Here is a 17,060-nt window from a genome sequence, read left to right on the forward strand (position 1 = left end):
TGATATTGATTATCATTATCGGATATTATCATAAAACATGGCTTCTCTCAGCTCAATGGACAAAACGAAATGAGCACTTTCAGTTTTGTACAATCCTCCACTCTTTGCACGTATGTACTGCATAATCAAGTGTATTTCCCTCTATACAGCTCGGGATTGGCGTGATAAATTAATGAGAACTATTTGCCATTTTTAATAACCGGAGTGATGAAGCTAATGACCCATTCAGACCATATAACTGCTCGTTCAGCCTTTACGATACCAACTTCTGATGTAATGACACAGCTACCAACGCAATTTTTTGCTACGCTTGTTCAAAATGTAAATCGTGAAATCGCAAGTGGACATGACGTGATCAATCTGGGTCAGGGGAACCCGGATACACCTACACCTCCTCATATTGTGAAAACACTGCAAGAGTCGGCAGAAAATCCTCTCTACCACAAATACTCCCCTTTTAGAGGGTACTCTTTCCTGAAGGAAGCTGTCGCTAAACGTTATAAGGAAGATTACAATGTTGATCTGGATCCCGAGACTGAAGTAGCCATTCTGTTCGGAGGCAAAACAGGACTGGTTCAGTTACCTCAGGTCCTGCTTAACCCCGGTGACACTGTTCTCGTTCCCGATCCAGGCTACCCGGACTACTGGTCTGGTGTTGCACTCGCGAAAGCAAACATGTCATTTATGCCTTTGCTGGAGTCCAATGCATTTCTGCCGGATTACGAAGCAGTTACAGCCGAAGATCGGGAGAAGGCCAAGCTGATGTTCCTCAACTATCCCAACAATCCAACGTCGGCAACGGCTCCACTATCGTTTTACGAAGATACAGTTGAATTTGCCATTCAAAATCAAATCGTCGTTGCCAGCGACTTTGCTTACGGTGCGATTGGATTCGACGGACATCGTCCAGTAAGTTTCTTACAAGCCCCTGGTGCCAAAGAAGTGGGCATTGAGTTCTATACGTTATCCAAAACGTACAATATGGCTGGATGGCGTGTTGGATTCGCGCTAGGTAATGCAGAGATCGTCTCTAAAATCAATCTGCTTCAGGATCATATCTATGTCAGTCTTTTCGGTGGGATTCAAGCTGCGGCAACGGAAGCACTTACTGGATCTCAGGAATGTGTCTCTTCGCTGGTTTCACGTTACGAATCCCGTCGTAATGCGTTCTATGATGCGCTTTCCTCGATTGGCTGGCAAGCTTCAAAACCGGCAGGTTCATTCTTCAGCTGGTTGCCTGTACCTGCAGGTTATACCTCTGCTTCATTTGCGGACTTGTTACTGCGGGATGCCAAAGTGGCAGTCGCCCCAGGTATCGGTTTTGGTTCGCATGGTGAAGGCTATGTGCGCGCAGGACTGCTAAGTGATGAAAACCGATTACGCGAAGCTGTGGAACGGATTGGCAAGCTGAACTTATTCAAGTAATTTACAGGACGATAACCCCTTTGCATATGCCAAGTTTCCATGGTATGTTATAAGAAATATTGAACGAAACGTGATGACGGGACCAGTAAGAGAATATCAGTCGCGCCCAGAGAGTAAATTCCACCCTGCTGAAAGAATTTACCGCGGCTCTTCTCTGAAACCTACCCCTGAGCGGCCTGTTACGTACAGGACAGTGCCTTCTGTTACAGGGCATGAAGCCGGATGATCTAATCATCAATAAAGGTGGTACCGCGGAAGTAACGAACTTTCGTCCTTTTTAACTAAAGGGCGGGAGTTTTTTTTGTACCCGCTTAAGCCTGACCCAGAAGCACTTATTAATCATGTTTAAGGAAGTGAAACCATGGCTTCACGTATTGTAGTTAAGATTGGAAGCAGCTCGCTTACCACGGAAGAAGGCGGTCTGGATCGCAGTTCGATCACTTTTTTTGCCGGAGAAATTGCAGCCTTGGCTGAGCAGGGTCATGAAGTGCTCTTGGTCACCTCTGGAGCAGTGGCGGCCGGATTCCGGGAGATCGGTTACCCTCAGCGGCCCAAACTGCTGCATGAGAAACAAGCTGCAGCGGCCGTTGGGCAAGCATTGCTGATGCAGGCATATCAACAGGCTTTTGCAGCGCACCGCGTTACTACGGCACAAATTCTGTTAACCCGTACAGACTTTCACAGTCGTAAACGCATGGGTAATGCAGGAATGACCGTAGAAGAGCTGCTCAAACAGCGAGTGATTCCGATATTCAATGAGAATGATACGGTATCCGTGGACGAATTGAAGTTTGGTGATAACGATCTATTGTCCGCGTTGGTTGCGAACCTGGTGAAGGCACAGCATCTGATCATTCTAACGGATACCAACGGGCTGTACACCGCTGATCCACGTAAAGATCCTTCAGCCATGCGTTACGACCGCATCCCCGAAATAACGGCTGAAATTTACGCGTTTGCCGGCGGTTCGGGTTCATCGGTTGGTACAGGCGGAATGCGATCCAAAGTCGATGCAGCCAAGGTAGCAACCCGTGGAGGTGTCCCTGTATTTGTAGGAAGTGTGAAAGAGCCTGGAGATATGCAACAGGCGGTGGACGGAACAGGCAAAGGGACCTATTTTGAGACACGACTCGCTTCGTTATCCCGTAAAAAGCAATGGCTTGGCTTCATGTCTACTCCGCTCGGTACAATTGTTGTGGATGATGGTGCTGAAGAGGCTCTTGTGCATGGTGGACATAGTCTGCTGCCTGTAGGGGTCAAAAAGGTGCTGGGAACATTCCACGCCGGAGACGTCGTAGAGGTCATTGGAATGGATGAAACCTTGCTTGGTCGCGGTATTGTCAATTATGATGATGACCAGCTTCGACTTATTGCCGGACTTCCTAGTGGCGAAGTGATGAAACAACTCGCTAGCATCCATAGACTTGAGGTTATTCATAGAGACGAGTGGATTACGTTAAAGTAAACAAGAAGTTATATTAAAGTTAAACTAATCATTTACACGTAACGGAGAGGACAGAAAATACCTGAAAAAGCGGAGCGTTCGCCTAAAAGCTTTCTGAAAGAAAGCTACATCGGAAGCATACGCTTATCTCCGGATTTTTCCCTTTAGAAAAGGGAATCGAAAAAATCTGGGGATAACAGCGATTGGAAGGTTATTCTGTCATCGTAGTGTCTGTGTGAATAATCTTTAGTTTAACATGTGGTTGAAATACTCAACTTTATATATATGAGGAGGAATTAAGATGAGTGAAGTGAGAGAAAAAGCCATCAAAGCGCAAGCCACGGTTCCACAGCTGAACCGATTGAATACAGAACAGAAAAATGCGGCCCTGCGTGTCATGGCAGATGCATTGATTACAGAGACGGATTCCATCATTACGGCAAACGCCGAAGATCTGGAACGCGGCAGAGAACAAGGCACGCCGGAATCCATGCTGGATCGGCTCGCCCTTAATAAGGAGCGGATCGCAGGCATTGCTGAAGGATTACGTCAGATTGCAGATCTGCCTGATCCAGTCGGAGAAGTGTTAGAGACATTCACCCGTCCAAACGGATTGCATGTTGAAAAATTAAGAGTGCCGATTGGCCTGATTGGCATCATCTACGAAGCTCGTCCTAATGTAACTGTAGACGCAGCCGGATTATGTCTCAAAACAGGTAATGCAGTGCTTCTGCGCGGCGGCTCTTCTGCCCTGTCCTCCAATCGTAAAATTGTCGAGGTGCTGCATCAGGCACTGGCAACGACAGCCATGCCTGCTGATGCTTTGCAACTGGTTGAAGATGCAGATCGTGCTTCCGTAGATGAAATGCTCAAGCTGAACGGATTGCTGGACGTTATTATTCCACGCGGCGGGGCTTCCCTCATTCGTAATGTGGTTGCCAATGCAACCGTACCAGTAATCGAAACTGGGGCAGGCATCTGCCATACCTATGTGGATGAATCAGCCGATCCAGTTATGGCAGCCGAAATTGCCATCAATGCCAAAGCACAACGTCCATCCGTATGTAACTCCATGGAAACGTTGCTGCTGCATGCCGCATATGCAGAAGAGCATCTGCCTGCTCTTGCCGAGCAATTCCGTGAGGCGAGTGTGGTCTTGAAAGGTTGCGACACGGTGCGCCGTCTTGTCCCTTCTGCCCTTGAGGCAACCGAGGAAGACTATGCGACCGAGTACAACGATTATATTTTAAATATCCGTGTGGTTGAGAACCTGGACGAAGCGATGCAGCACATCGCACATTACGGAACCAAACATTCCGAGTGTATCGTAACCCGGGATACAGCCCATGCAGAGCGCTTCATGCATGACGTGGATGCGGCAGCCGTCTATCACAATGCATCCACGCGTTTCACTGACGGATTTGAATTTGGCTATGGAGCCGAGATCGGAATCAGTACCCAGAAACTGCATGCACGTGGACCGATGGGACTGCCAGCACTGACGTCAACCAAATATCGTATTACAGGCAATGGACAGATTCGTCAATAACATCCCAGCACCAGTTATATAGGAGGAACGATAACTATGAGTCAAGAGCAACAGACGTTACTACAACAGAAGATTACTTTCCACGGAGCAGGCGCGATGGCTGAAGCCATCGTGCGCGGACTGATCTCCCGCCTAGTCGTTCGTCCTCAGGATATTACGATGCTGAACCGCAGCAACCAGAAACGTCAGGAAGAGCTCAGTACCCGTTATGCAGTACATACCGGAACGGCCTCACAATCTCTGGATCATCTTGCCTCCACTCCGGTCATTGTACTCTGTATGAAACCGAAAGATGCTGCCGCAGCGCTGCGTGAACTCGGTCCTTTGTTATCACCTGATCAATTGATCGTATCTGTCATTGCCGGATTATCGATCCGCACGATGCAGTCCTTGCTCGGTCGTAAACAGCCAATCGCCAGAACCATGCCGAATACATCCAGTACCATTGGACTCGGTGCAACTGGTCTTGCCTTCTCTGCGGAGATTACGGATGAACAGCGCAGTATAGTGATGACCATGTTTGAAGCGGTTGGTATCGTGACTATCGTACCTGAAGATAAACTCGAAGTGCTCACAGGGATTTCCGGAAGCGGTCCTGCTTATGTATACTATTTAATGGAGGCCATGATTGCCGCAGGTATTCGTGGTGGCTTATCCAGTCAGCAATCTCGCGATCTCACTGTTCAGACGGTGCTCGGCGCGTCACGGATGGTACAACAAACCGGTCTAGAACCGATGAAACTTCGTAGTGATGTGACATCCCCGGGAGGGGCAACGCAGGCAGCATTGAAGACGCTGGACGAAGGAGATTTCTTTGAAAATGTAATCGCAGCCGTCAACCGCTGTGCAGAGCGCTCACGGGAGATGGGAGCTGCTTTGGAAGGGGATTTAAAAAATGAATAACATGTGCACAGCCACATATCGTCTTCATGATGATCATGCAGACTTTCGCAAGAAGGCCGAGTCCATCGCAATCGGCATGACCGTTGGCAGCTGGACGGAGTTGCCGCAAGCCCAGCGTGAAGCGATGCAGAAGCATCTCGGTGAAGTAATAAGTGTAGAAGTACATGAAGCTGATGGCATGGCTGCAGGTGAGCGATACGCCGACATTACCATTGGATATCCAGATATCAACTTCAGCCGAGATATCCCTGCCCTGCTCGTGACGGTCTTTGGCAAAATCTCAATGGATGGCCGGATCAAATTAACAAAGCTTGGTTTCTCGGATGGCTTCCTCCGTGCATTCCCAGGACCCAAGTTTGGACTGAATGGTGTTCGTGATCTGCTTGGTGTGCATGATCGACCACTGTTAATGAGTATCTTCAAATCGGTTATCGGACTGGATGCAGATGAACTGCGTGAACAATTTATTCGTCAGGCTCTTGGTGGCGTTGATCTGATCAAGGACGATGAGATTCTGTTCGAGAATAAATTGACCCCCATCGAAAAAAGAGTCGAGGTCTGCATGAAAGCTGCCGAACAGGCACGCCAGGAGACGGGCAAGAAACTTCTGTATGCAACCAATCTTACAGGACCTACATCTCGTCTGAAAGAGCAAGCTGAACGTGCCATTGGCGCTGGAGCGAATGCATTATTGTTCAACGTATTGTCCTACGGATATGATGTGCTGCATGAACTCAGCAGTGATCCTGATATCAATGTGCCAATTATGGCTCACCCTGCACTTGCAGGCGCACTATATCCTTCACCACATTACGGCATGTCGGCTTCGGTTGTACTAGGCCAGTTAATGCGTCTTGCGGGTGCCGATCTGGTGCTCTTCCCTTCTCCTTATGGATCCGTAACGATGCCGAAGGAAGAAAATATGGCGATCACGGAGCAATTACTGACAGCTGATCTGCCTGTAAGAACCAGTATGCCAGTGCCTTCAGCCGGTATCCATCCAGGCCTTGTACCGCTTATTTTGCGCGACTTTGGCACAGATGTCATCGTTAATGCTGGTGGCGGTATTCATGGACATCCTATGGGCACAGAGGCAGGCGGACGTGCATTCCTGCAGGCTATCGAGGCAGCTCAGCGTTCCATTCCACTCGCGCAATATGCAACCGATCATCCGGAGCTGAAAAGCGCACTGGACTTGTGGGGTGGCGAACGATGAGAAGTGATAAAAAAACAGTCATTTTCTGTGACTTTGACGGTACGATTACTCTCTCCGACAACATCGTAGCGATCATGAAACATTTCAAGCCTGAGGGCATTGAAGCCATAATGAAAGATACGATCGAGCAGAACATTTCGCTGCGTGAAGGTGTTGGAGCCATGTTTGCTCTTCTGCCTGCATCGCAGAAAGATGAAATTGTGGAATTTGTGCTTGGACAAGCGGGGATTCGTGAAGGATTCAGCGAGTTTCTTGACTACGTTCGCAGCGAAGGGATCGAATTCAATGTGACCAGCGGTGGCATGGACTTTTTTATCGAACCGTTACTCGCACCATTTCATATCCCTCAGGATCATGTCTATTGCAACGGAGCTGACTTCTCGGGTGAAACCATTAAGATTGAATGGCCGAATCCCTGTCAACCTCCTTGTGAGAATGGCTGCGGCATGTGCAAAACAACCGTGATTCGTACCTTCCCGGAAGATCAATATAATCGAATTCTTATTGGAGACAGTCTGACAGATTTTGAGGGTGCAAAGATTGCCGATCTCGTCTACTCCCGCTCCATTTTGACTGACAAATGTATTGAACTTGGTGTGGACCATGTGCCATTCGCTACCTTTTACGATATCATCGAAGATATGAAACAGAAGCAAACACAAGGAGTGCTGTAAAGATGGGTTTTGAAAAGATTACATTGGAACACAAACGTCAGGTCCTTGAAGAACTGGCTGATATCAAAGCGTTGTTCGCCAGTCGTAACTGGTTCCCCGGAACTAGTGGCAATCTGTCGATGCGTGTAGGAGACTTTGACCCGGAGCAATTTTATTTTGCGGTTACCGCCTCAGGCAAGGACAAGTCTCTTCGCACACCGGAAGACTTCCTTTTTGTGGACAAACACGGCAAAGCGATTGAAACAACAACGTTGAAACCGAGTGCTGAAACGTTGATTCACTGCGAAATCTATCGTTTGACCGGCTGCGGTGCTGTATTCCACGTGCATACCGTGTTTAACAACCTGATTAGTGAATTCTTTGGAGCAGAAGGACACGTACCGATTCAAGGAATCGAATTGATCAAGGCTTTCAACATTTGGGAAGAAAATGCGGAGATTCGTGTACCTGTCCTGCCTAACTTTGCGGATATTCCATCTATCGCTGAATTGGTGCCAGGTGTACTTGATGCCAATGTACCAGGGATCTTGCTTCGGAACCACGGTATTTATGCCTGGGGTAAGGATGCTTTTGAAGCGAAACGTCATCTGGAAGCGTTCGAATTCCTGTTCGAAGTGATGTACCGTCAACTTCTGCTGAAGGGCGCTACGAAATAGCAATCATTTATTTTGAAATCAAAGCTGCACAACCAAAAACACGCCAAGGCTGATATACATAAGCCTCGGCGTGTTTTTGGTTTGGGGATAACAGCGATTAGAAGGTTGCTCTGTCATCGTAGTGTCAGTGTAAATAATCTTTAGGTCAACTTGGATAGTAAATTACAGTCGATCATCCCGATCCTTGAATAAAAAGAGGCTGTCTGCACCCTCATCATTTCGATGAGCAGCACTTTGGATACCCGTCCCCCGTTGCTTGCCAAACAGCAACTTCAAGCCGCCAAAAATGAGCAGCAAGGATACAATGACGGTGTTCAAATAGGAACGGATCTCATACGTCATAAATGCATTAGGGAAGAGCTCATTCAGCTGTGGAATGACAAGACGGATCGTCAGGTAATATAGACCCAGCGCGGCAATCCCGAATCCAATCAGGCGCTGATGGCGGGCCCAATCCTTGAAGATCGGCTGATCGATCAATGGCTCGCGTCCATAGCGACTGGAGCACTGTAGCCCGTCAAAGAAGCTGTAGAACCAGATCAACGGTATCATGAACAGGAACACCGATAAGTGAAGCAGGTCCAGAACATAGATGCTGCCCAGGAACAGGAACATCAATTGCATGCCTCTTTTTTGCAAACCCAGATAGAGATGACCCGCACCTGGAAAAGCAGATAAAAGGGTTGCAAGCACTTTACTGCGTCGTCCGGCTACTCTGCCCATCTCCAATTCCTCGAATAACGTCCGATCCTGCAGTACCTCTCCAGCCTGCTTACGGTGGACATGCTGCACCGCATCAAACATACAGTATACCCATATCACAGGCAGAATGAGTAGGAACATTAGAAACACCGATTCATTGGTGATCGAAGCCACAAAAACCATCATGGCAAATGACCCAAAGAACGCCATCAGGAATGACAACCCGCGATGCAACAATCCCAGATGAAGGTGGCCCAATCCCGGAACAAATGAGAGCAAAATGGTGAAGAAGCGTTCACCCTCACTGCCTTTTCGATACATGGGTTGACCATAGAGACCTGCATGATCGCCATACTCTTCGCCCTGTCGTTGATGTATTCCCTCTTGGTCCATCTCCATCTGTCCCAGATGGCCTTCCTGACCAGCGTATGTTCCCTGATATGCCGGCCCCTGATGCGGCCCACTGTAATGAGCCCCATAACCCTGGTATCGAACATCACCTGGAGATGGTGCTCGAAGCAGAAGTATACTGATATCCAGCATACTGATTCCCCAGAAGAACATGGCACATAGTGCACCAAAAATCATCAAGTCCTGTTGACCAAACGCCCACGCCAGCATGAATGAGCCAACAGCTGTCCCAAAGAAAAGCAATGGATAGATCACGGCTCTTGCGGCTCGACCCCAATACATAAAACCAAGACCGGGTATCAGGTTTAATAGAAATGCGAGTAATTTGTTACGATCTGAGTGCACAGTCGTCATCCTTTCTTTTCAGGCAATGTGAAACCATTTATGGTTTAGGCTTGAGGTTATCCAGCCATGAAGTGGCTGCCTCCGTCCATTTCTCCGTAAAAGACCCTCTGTGATCGCCATCCTGGAACTTGTGATAAGGTGCCACCTTGTCAAAAAGTCCAGACGAGAGGAAGATCAATGTCAAACAGGCCGCTACCGCGTAATGGAACACTTTATGTTCAAGCCAGCGCCGGTTTCGTCCAGCACGGGATTTACGTTGTGCCTTGGAGGATTGAATACCCTCAATCCGATGCATGACTGAATCTGCAAAACCTGTCGGGTCAGGCAACGGGGGCAGTTCCTCATGTATGCCGAGTGCTTCCAGATAACTGTCCATCGCATCCGGGTCTTTCATCAGCAGCTGTTCCATTTGGTTCGCTTGAGTTTCACTCATATGGCCTTCAATATAATCCGTCCATTGCGCAGTGGTATATTTCTCCTGTTTACTCACGCCATTCATCCTCCTTCCAATGTTTTCGAATCCACTGCCGGGCACGATACAAGCGGGATTCCACGGTTTTCACAGCCACCTGTGCATCACTGGCAATCTGCTCATAATTTTTTTCGCTTAGATAATACGCAGTGATAATGTCACGGTGCTGAGCAGGCAACTGATTAATCCGTTCGCGAAGTTTATCCTGACGTTCTTCACGAACGAGACGGGTAAGAACGTCTTCATCCCGTCCGGGCATGTTTATTATTTTTTCTTCTCCACCCAGATCCTCAGCGGTTCGTCTGCCCAGCTTGCGTTTGGCATCAATCGCTTTGTGAAAGGCAATTCGGGTTAACCACGTTTTGAAACCTTCAGAACGGTAGTCGGGGAGAGATTTATACATCTGTATGAACGCCTCCTGAGCTGCATCCTGTGCATCCTGATCGTTCCTGAGTACGGAATAGGCCACATGGTATACATGCTGGCTATATTTATCAATCAGAGTACGCATCTGGGATGTATCTCCTTGACGGATTTGTTCGATTACGCGCGCTTCATCAATAACTCTCCCCTCCTCTCCAATACAATAGACGACAGCTTGTGCGTTAACCCCTGCGTGATCTATCAAATTTTTGTAAAACCAAATAAATTCGTTCCCTGAAAGGTTGATGTTGCTGATCACTCATCCAATCTATAATCCAAAAAAAACAGGCACAGAATGACTTCTGGCCTGTTTTTTATCCCTGCCTACGCTGGAATTAACGTCCACCATTACGAAACCGCTGCGTGTACGCCTTCGCGTCTTGAACGGTCTTTACACGATTTCGGCTCCACTCAAGCAGAATTCGATCGATATACCGGAAATGTACTTTGCCTGCAAAAACCGCTTCCTTCAGAGCCATTAGAATCAATTCCTCTTGATAACGGTCCTGATCCAACCAGCCGGATATCGTCTCACACTCCATTGGAGAGAGCGGACGTCCAAATTCTTTTTCAAAAATGGAGAACATGTTCCGTTCTTCCTCTTCTTTTTGAACACTGTTCGAATCTTGACGTGCTGTATTGCTACTCTGCTGCTCCGCACGGAATGCGGCTACTTCTTCCGCAGTGCACGCTGCAAGCTTGGCATATAATCCATGTAAGTCATATCGCTCGTACTGGATGTCACGTTCCTCGTCACGATGCTCGTCAATAGCGATATATCCATCCCTCATCAGACGTTGCAACATTCTGGCAATACCTTCAGGTGCAAGTCCCATACGCCCAGCAAGCTCTTCAAGCGTCGGAAACTCATTGAACTCCGCCTGACGGAACCCTAGCAATTGAATCAGAAGAAGCACTTCTGCATCTGATAGGCCAAGCTGGTGATAATAACGTAACAAGGCATAAGGCAGATGGGCTGTACCCGAAGTCATGCCATAAGCTGCTCCATCCAACCAGGCTTTGGATGTGGTATCTTCCATAGACGCTCCTCGGTTAAGCATTAAGGGTACAGACGATAAAGCATACGTGGGAATGCGATTGTTTCACGTACATGATCCAATCCACAGATCCATGCTACCGTCCGCTCCAATCCCAGACCGAAACCGGAGTGAGGAACCGATCCGTATTTACGCAAATCCAGATACCATTGGTAAGCTTCATCCGAGAGATTGTGCTCCTCAAAACGTTGTTGCATCAATTCCGGATCATCAATACGCTGAGAACCACCAATAATCTCTCCGTAGCCTTCTGGTGCAATCATATCAGCACAGAGGACAACTTCTGGACGATTCGGATCTGGTTTCATATAGAAAGCTTTGATTCCTGCAGGGTAATGCGTGATAAAGACGGGTGTATTGTACTTCTCAGCAATCGCTGTTTCGTGCGGTGCACCGAAGTCTTCTCCCCAAGGAATATCAAAACCTTGTCCATGCAGGAATTCAATCGCTTCATCATACGTAATTCGTGGGAATGGCGCTACGATGCCTTCGAGCTTGGATACATCACGACCGATGGATTCCAGTTCTGCACGGCAGTTTTTCACCACGGATTGAACGACATGAGCGATAAATTTCTCTTGTACGCGCAGACTTTCCTCGTGATCTACAAATGCCATTTCCGGCTCAATCATCCAGAACTCAATCAGATGGCGACGTGTTTTGGATTTCTCAGCACGGAATGTAGGACCAAAGGAATATACTTTGCCCAATGCCATGGCTGCTGCTTCCATATACAATTGACCACTTTGCGTCAGATAAGCATCTTCATCAAAGTATTTGATGTGGAACAGGTTCGTCGTTCCTTCTGCAGACGATGGTGTCAAAATCGGAGGATCAACTTGTGTGAATCCGTTACCATCAAAGAACTGCTGAACAGCGCGAATAATCTCTGCACGAATCACCATAACCGCACGTTGCTTCGTAGAACGGAGCCACAGATGACGATGGTCCATCAAGAAATCAACACCATGCTCCTTAGGCGTGATTGGATAGTTTTCAGTCAGATGAATGATTTCGACCCCAGTAACCGTCATCTCGTAACCGGACGCACTGCGAGGTTCTTCACGAATAATCCCTGTAACATACAAAGAACTTTCTTGTGTCAGGCTCTTGGCATTGTTCCAGATATCTTCGCTAACTTCACTTTTTACAACAACCCCTTGAATATATCCGGTTCCATCACGCAGCTGCAAAAACTGAATTTTGCCGCTGGAACGTTTGTTGTTAATCCAGGCACCGATCGTTACGGTCTCGCCCACATGCTCGTTCACATTACGAATTACACAATTCGTATCCATGCCATATCTCCCCTTGATTCCTGAAATTTGAAAATGCAGCGGACAGGCTGTTGCCTGTCCTCTGCACTTCCTTGCCATTCTATATTTACTTTACAGTTAGATTACTGAGAATTCAATACGATTCGATGCGTATCGCGAGCAATGACCAATTCTTCATTCGTTGGAACAACGAGAACATCAACTTTCGAGTTCGCTGTTGTGATGCGACGTGGCTCACCAGAACGGACTGCGTTCAGGGCTTCGTCCAGCTCAACGCCAAGATACGTAAGCTGCTCACATACTTTTTGGCGAAGAACAACGGAGTTCTCACCTACACCAGCTGTGAAGACGATCACATCTACACCATTCATTGCAGCTGCATATGATCCGATGTATTTACGCAGACGGTATTCGTACATTTCAAAAGCAAGCGTGGAGTTGGCATCTCCATTCTCCATACCTTCTGTAATCTCACGCATGTCACTGCTGATTCCGGAGATTGCAAGCAATCCACTGTGTTTGTTCAACATGGAGTTCACTTCGCTTACGCTCAGTTCTTCCTTGTTCATAACATAAGGTACGATGGCTGGGTCAAGGTCACCGGAACGCGTTCCCATCATCAGTCCTTCAAGCGGAGTCATACCCATCGAAGTATCCACGGATACGCCACCTTTAACTGCTGTTACACTCCCACCGTTACCCACGTGACAAGTGATGATTTTCAGATCTTCCAATGGACGATCCAGATACTCAGCAGCAGCTTTGCTTACGAAATCATGGGAAGTACCATGTGCGCCGTAACGACGTACTTTATATTTTTTGTAAAGTACACGCGGAATGGCATACAAATAAGCTTTTTCAGGCATCGTTTGATGGAACGCTGTATCAAAGACCATAACCTGTGGCACACCAGGCATATTAGCTTCAGCCGCACGAATACCCATCATTGCTGCCGGGTTATGAAGTGGAGCCAAGTCGAACAAACGACGAATTTCAGCTTTGGCAGCATCATCTACCAGTGCAGATTCTTTAAATGCTTCACCACCATGAACAACGCGGTGTCCAACAGCTTGAATCTCACTTACAGAATCCAGTACGCCATTTTCTTTGTCAGTCAAAATATCAATGACTTTACGGATTGCTGTTGTGTGTTCCAAAATTTCACTAACTTCTGTAACATCCTCACGGCCTGTCGGTTTGTGTGTCAGAATGGAGGAATCCATTCCGATCCGCTCTACCAAACCTTTAGCCAGAACAGATTCGTCAGTCATGTTATACAGTTGATATTTGAGCGAGGAACTCCCCGCATTAATTACGAGTACTTTCACAGTCGGTCACCATCCTTGTCGTACTTGAAGAATCCTTCGCCTGTTTTGACACCCAGGTGTCCTGCACGCACCATTTTCTTCAGGACTGTAGAAGGACGATATTTCAATTCTCCGAATTCACGGAACATTCTTTCGAGTGCAGCTTCAACAGAATCCAATCCGAAACGGTCAGCCATTTCGAGTGGTCCATGTTGGAAGTTGTATCCGATACGCATTGCATCATCGATGTCTTCAGCAGATGCAACACCTTCTTGTAATACATGCAACGCTTCGTTAATCAACAGGCAGATCAAGCGGGAAGTTACAAATCCAGGTGATTCATAGATCATGACTCCTTTTTTGTCCGCTACTTCTTCAACAAAACGTCTGGTCTCCTCGAATGTCGAATCCGAAGTTTTCAGTCCACGAATAATCTCTACAAGATCAACCCGGGATACCGGGTGAATAAAGTGCATACCAATAACACGCTCTGGGTATTTGGTCGAGCTTGCAAGCTCGGTCAAACTCAGCGTGGATGTATTACTTGCCAGAATGACATTGCTTGGGCAAACTTGGTCCAGTTGACTGAATACTGCTTTTTTCGCATCCAGATCCTCTGAGATTGTCTCAATGACCATGTCGCAAGTTCCAAGTTCAGCTAAATGAGCTACCTTGGTAATACGGGAAAGAATCAATTTCTTTTCCGCTTTTGTAATCGCCCATTTCTCCAATTGTTTATCCAGGTTCGTTTCGATCATGTCATAGGCATGATCCAGTTTTTGTGTTGTATGCTCCACGAGAAGCACATCAAGTCCTTTGGCTGCGAGCATCTGGGAAATACCTTGCCCCATCGTACCGCCGCCGACAACTCCTATTTTTTTGAAAAACATGGTTCTGCTCCATCCTTTCGGTTCTCTATTTCTCTATTGTACCCTGTTCGCCGAAAATTACAAATTTCGACCCAACATATAATAATATCTTAGCACGAGTGAAATGTAAAAAAAAATAACCAGCATAAATAAATTATGCTGGTAGACGGGCACTGTCACGAAATTGACAACGAAATTGTTCGCCAGACAATACTTCCTCTCGAATGAGGATGTCGAGTGAATTGTCGAAAATTGTCCGTTGTTCTTCAAGTAACCGCTTCGTCTGTTCCATTAGTTCTTGCAGTATTAATTTATTCTCTCGCATAAGCTCCTCGGTTGTGACCATATCCATGTTCACAATCCCGAGTGAAGTCAACCCCGAAGCCATCATCGTTTGCACGACATTGGTTGCTTGATCGAAGTCATTGCGTGAACCTGTGGAACGTCCACCGTAATACATTTCCTCCGCAGCTGCTCCTCCGAGTGCAATCATAATCTGTTCTTCCAGAAAACGCTTCGTATAAAGGAATTGTTCCTGTTGCGGGTTATGACGCACATATCCCAGCGCTTGTCCACGCGGACTAAGTGCTACTTGGCTTACACTGCCCGGACGAACAAGTTCAGCCATAATGGCATGTCCCAATTCATGAATGGCAACCCTTTTCTTCTCTTCCACACTGGACTCACGGTCTGTCTTCTCGCCCATCATGACTTTATCAATAGCCAGAGACAAGTGACGTTGTTCTATGTGTAACAGCCCATCCCGCATGGCGTATATAGCTGCTTCATTCATCACACTTTCGAGCTGTGCACCGGAGAAACCATACGATTCTTCCGCTGTCTTCTCCAGATTAACTTCTTTCATCAGAGGTTTATTCACCGCATGCAGTTCCAGAATATGCTTTCTGCCCTTCTTGTCAGGCAAGTCCACTTGAATATGGCGGTCAAAACGTCCTGGACGTGTCAGGGCGCTATCCAGCATTTCTTTGCGGTTCGTTGCAGCAATAACCAGTATTCTTGGCGTATCGGAAGAATAGATTCCATCCATTTCCGTTAAGAGCTGGTTCAGCGTCTGATCATACTCACGCTGTTGTCCGCCCTCACGTTTACCCCCGATGACATCAATCTCATCGATAAATATAATGGCATTTTCTTTATTTTCCTTGGTGGCACGGGTTCTCGCATCCTTGAACAAATCCCGAATTCTGCTGGCACCCACACCAACATACATTTCCACAAACTCACTACCCGATGCAGCTACGAAGACAGAATCGGTGTAATGGGCTGCAGCTTTGGCCATCAACGTTTTACCTGTCCCTGGAGGGCCTGTCAGCAAGATCCCTTTTAACGGGCGAATCCCGAACTTGCGGATCTCTTCATGTTTGATGAGAAAGTCTAGTGCTTCACGCAATTCTTGCTTGGCACTGTCCTGACCACCAATTTCTTCAAAAGTAAGCTTGGTCGGACCTTTTTTCTTCCGTTTACGCTCCTGTGCAGCGCCTACGGTAATCCCGCCACGCATCTGCATCATGAACAACAAAGCTCCGACAAACACCGCTGCAATTAGAATCGGAACAATGTTAACACCAGTAAAAGCAAGAAAAATAATCAACACGGGGACAAATCCAATGGCAATTTCTTTGGTCCACTTAGGCATTAGGCCACACTCCTATCTGACCGGGCACACGCGGCAGAATAATAAACTTGCTGGCATCTCCGTCTCTGAGACTGACATATACATTGTTGTCATCCATCGCTGTATTTACCTTTATCCCATTCGTCGCCATCTTCGACAACGTTGGTGTAATCTCGGTGTACTGTTTGTTCTCCATCGCCTGAGCTACGGTAAACATCGCATCACCCCACCAACTTTCCAGTGCTTCACTGGAATGATCCACAACATCCAACTTTAGTGAACGAGTTCCAATCAAGGTCTGTCCTTCTTTGTGAATATATTGTACCAGTCTGCCCAAATCAACATCAGGTTGCAGATCCAGTTTCAATTGTACGTCATTGCGGTTAATAGTTAATTGAACGTCATTGACTCCATCGTACTGGGTAACCATCTTTTCAATCGGATTCTGCAAAGCCACCTGACGATACACAAACCAACCTCCAAACAACACAACGGCTGAAATGACGGCAGTTAAAGCAATAGGCAATACTTTTAGCTTCAAGTGAATTACCCCTCCCAGATTTTGGCCTAACCTACTGGCTTATTGGTATATACGAATATGTGCACATTGACTCCTGCGAAAATTTCGACAGGTTTATTTGTTTTGAATGTAACAATGAGTACATATCTGAGTATATCACATCGTATATACAA

At 47.1% G+C, this 17,060-nt stretch carries 16 protein-coding genes and 1 other annotated feature; of the genes, 7 read left to right on the forward strand and 9 right to left on the reverse strand.

Annotated features, from left to right (window positions below):
* Positions 1 to 216 precede the first annotated feature (216 nt).
* From NKT06_RS19895 to NKT06_RS19925, 7 genes are all read left to right on the forward strand, one after another.
* Positions 217 to 1,425, forward strand: a complete 1,209-nt coding sequence (locus tag NKT06_RS19895) for a pyridoxal phosphate-dependent aminotransferase (protein ID WP_253438467.1) — start codon at positions 217 to 219, stop codon at positions 1,423 to 1,425.
* Positions 1,426 to 1,489: 64 nt separating this feature from the next.
* Positions 1,490 to 1,704 (forward strand) — a binding site (T-box leader).
* An 82-nt stretch (positions 1,705 to 1,786) separates the two neighbouring features.
* Positions 1,787 to 2,890 (forward strand): glutamate 5-kinase, encoded by a 1,104-nt coding sequence (gene proB / locus NKT06_RS19900; protein WP_253438470.1) that lies wholly within the window; start codon positions 1,787 to 1,789, stop codon positions 2,888 to 2,890.
* 280 nt (positions 2,891 to 3,170) lie between these two features.
* Positions 3,171 to 4,418, forward strand: a complete 1,248-nt coding sequence (locus NKT06_RS19905; protein WP_253438473.1) for a glutamate-5-semialdehyde dehydrogenase — start codon at positions 3,171 to 3,173, stop codon at positions 4,416 to 4,418.
* 36 nt (positions 4,419 to 4,454) lie between these two features.
* On the forward strand, positions 4,455 to 5,321 hold the full coding sequence (gene proC / locus NKT06_RS19910; protein WP_253438477.1) for a pyrroline-5-carboxylate reductase: 867 nt from the start codon (positions 4,455 to 4,457) through the stop codon (positions 5,319 to 5,321).
* Complete coding sequence (locus NKT06_RS19915; protein WP_253438480.1) at positions 5,314 to 6,537, forward strand: 2,3-diketo-5-methylthiopentyl-1-phosphate enolase; 1,224 nt, start codon at positions 5,314 to 5,316, stop codon at positions 6,535 to 6,537. The genes proC and NKT06_RS19915 overlap by 8 nt, the downstream gene beginning before the upstream one ends.
* Positions 6,534 to 7,211 carry a 2-hydroxy-3-keto-5-methylthiopentenyl-1-phosphate phosphatase gene (locus NKT06_RS19920; protein ID WP_253438483.1) on the forward strand — a complete coding sequence of 226 codons (678 nt, stop codon included), beginning with the start codon at positions 6,534 to 6,536 and terminating at the stop codon, positions 7,209 to 7,211. Before NKT06_RS19915 ends, NKT06_RS19920 begins: the two co-directional genes overlap by 4 nt.
* Positions 7,212 to 7,213: 2 nt before the next feature.
* Positions 7,214 to 7,867 carry a methylthioribulose 1-phosphate dehydratase gene (locus NKT06_RS19925; RefSeq protein WP_253438486.1) on the forward strand — a complete coding sequence of 218 codons (654 nt, stop codon included), beginning with the start codon at positions 7,214 to 7,216 and terminating at the stop codon, positions 7,865 to 7,867.
* Positions 7,868 to 8,029: 162 nt separating this feature from the next.
* Here the strand turns inward: NKT06_RS19925 and NKT06_RS19930 are convergent, their stop codons facing one another.
* The 9 genes from NKT06_RS19930 to NKT06_RS19970 form a co-directional block, all read right to left on the reverse strand.
* Positions 8,030 to 9,325 (reverse strand): multi-tm2 domain protein, encoded by a 1,296-nt coding sequence (locus NKT06_RS19930; RefSeq protein WP_253438489.1) that lies wholly within the window; start codon positions 9,323 to 9,325, stop codon positions 8,030 to 8,032.
* A gap of 37 nt (positions 9,326 to 9,362) precedes the next feature.
* Positions 9,363 to 9,815, reverse strand: coding sequence for a hypothetical protein (locus NKT06_RS19935; protein WP_253438492.1), 453 nt, complete (start codon positions 9,813 to 9,815; stop codon positions 9,363 to 9,365).
* The gene (locus NKT06_RS19940) at positions 9,808 to 10,308 is read right to left on the reverse strand and encodes an RNA polymerase sigma factor (RefSeq protein WP_253438495.1); all 501 of its coding nucleotides are present in this window, start codon (positions 10,306 to 10,308) and stop codon (positions 9,808 to 9,810) included. Before NKT06_RS19940 ends, NKT06_RS19935 begins: the two co-directional genes overlap by 8 nt.
* Before the next feature lie 247 nt (positions 10,309 to 10,555).
* Complete coding sequence (locus tag NKT06_RS19945) at positions 10,556 to 11,260, reverse strand: DnaD domain-containing protein (protein ID WP_253438498.1); 705 nt, start codon at positions 11,258 to 11,260, stop codon at positions 10,556 to 10,558.
* A 20-nt stretch (positions 11,261 to 11,280) separates the two neighbouring features.
* Positions 11,281 to 12,576 carry an asparagine--tRNA ligase gene (gene asnS / locus NKT06_RS19950; RefSeq protein ID WP_253438502.1) on the reverse strand — a complete coding sequence of 432 codons (1,296 nt, stop codon included), beginning with the start codon at positions 12,574 to 12,576 and terminating at the stop codon, positions 11,281 to 11,283.
* Between the two features lie 101 nt (positions 12,577 to 12,677).
* On the reverse strand, positions 12,678 to 13,883 hold the full coding sequence (locus NKT06_RS19955) for an acetate/propionate family kinase (protein WP_253438505.1): 1,206 nt from the start codon (positions 13,881 to 13,883) through the stop codon (positions 12,678 to 12,680).
* Complete coding sequence (locus NKT06_RS19960) at positions 13,880 to 14,752, reverse strand: 3-hydroxyacyl-CoA dehydrogenase family protein (protein ID WP_253438508.1); 873 nt, start codon at positions 14,750 to 14,752, stop codon at positions 13,880 to 13,882. Before NKT06_RS19960 ends, NKT06_RS19955 begins: the two co-directional genes overlap by 4 nt.
* A 133-nt stretch (positions 14,753 to 14,885) precedes the next feature.
* Positions 14,886 to 16,388, reverse strand: coding sequence for an AAA family ATPase (locus NKT06_RS19965; protein WP_253438511.1), 1,503 nt, complete (start codon positions 16,386 to 16,388; stop codon positions 14,886 to 14,888).
* Entirely contained in the window at positions 16,381 to 16,908 is a 528-nt protein-coding gene (locus NKT06_RS19970) for a hypothetical protein (protein WP_253438514.1), read from the reverse strand. The genes NKT06_RS19965 and NKT06_RS19970 overlap by 8 nt, the downstream gene beginning before the upstream one ends.
* Positions 16,909 to 17,060: the final 152 nt, after the last annotated feature.

The sequence above is a fragment of the Paenibacillus sp. 1781tsa1 genome (genome assembly GCF_024159265.1).
Taxonomy (GTDB): domain Bacteria; phylum Bacillota; class Bacilli; order Paenibacillales; family Paenibacillaceae; genus Paenibacillus.

Coding starts and splice junctions, on each gene's coding strand:
- NKT06_RS19895 (WP_253438467.1), top strand. CDS start 217: ATGACCCATTCAGACCATATAACTGCTCGTTCAGCCTTTACGATACCA.
- proB (WP_253438470.1), top strand. CDS start 1,787: ATGGCTTCACGTATTGTAGTTAAGATTGGAAGCAGCTCGCTTACCACG.
- NKT06_RS19905 (WP_253438473.1), top strand. CDS start 3,171: ATGAGTGAAGTGAGAGAAAAAGCCATCAAAGCGCAAGCCACGGTTCCA.
- proC (WP_253438477.1), top strand. CDS start 4,455: ATGAGTCAAGAGCAACAGACGTTACTACAACAGAAGATTACTTTCCAC.
- NKT06_RS19915 (WP_253438480.1), top strand. CDS start 5,314: ATGAATAACATGTGCACAGCCACATATCGTCTTCATGATGATCATGCA.
- NKT06_RS19920 (WP_253438483.1), top strand. CDS start 6,534: ATGAGAAGTGATAAAAAAACAGTCATTTTCTGTGACTTTGACGGTACG.
- NKT06_RS19925 (WP_253438486.1), top strand. CDS start 7,214: ATGGGTTTTGAAAAGATTACATTGGAACACAAACGTCAGGTCCTTGAA.
- NKT06_RS19940 (WP_253438495.1), bottom strand. CDS start 10,308: ATGCGTACTCTGATTGATAAATATAGCCAGCATGTATACCATGTGGCC.
- NKT06_RS19945 (WP_253438498.1), bottom strand. CDS start 11,260: ATGGAAGATACCACATCCAAAGCCTGGTTGGATGGAGCAGCTTATGGC.
- asnS (WP_253438502.1), bottom strand. CDS start 12,576: ATGGATACGAATTGTGTAATTCGTAATGTGAACGAGCATGTGGGCGAG.
- NKT06_RS19960 (WP_253438508.1), bottom strand. CDS start 14,752: ATGTTTTTCAAAAAAATAGGAGTTGTCGGCGGCGGTACGATGGGGCAA.
- NKT06_RS19965 (WP_253438511.1), bottom strand. CDS start 16,388: ATGCCTAAGTGGACCAAAGAAATTGCCATTGGATTTGTCCCCGTGTTG.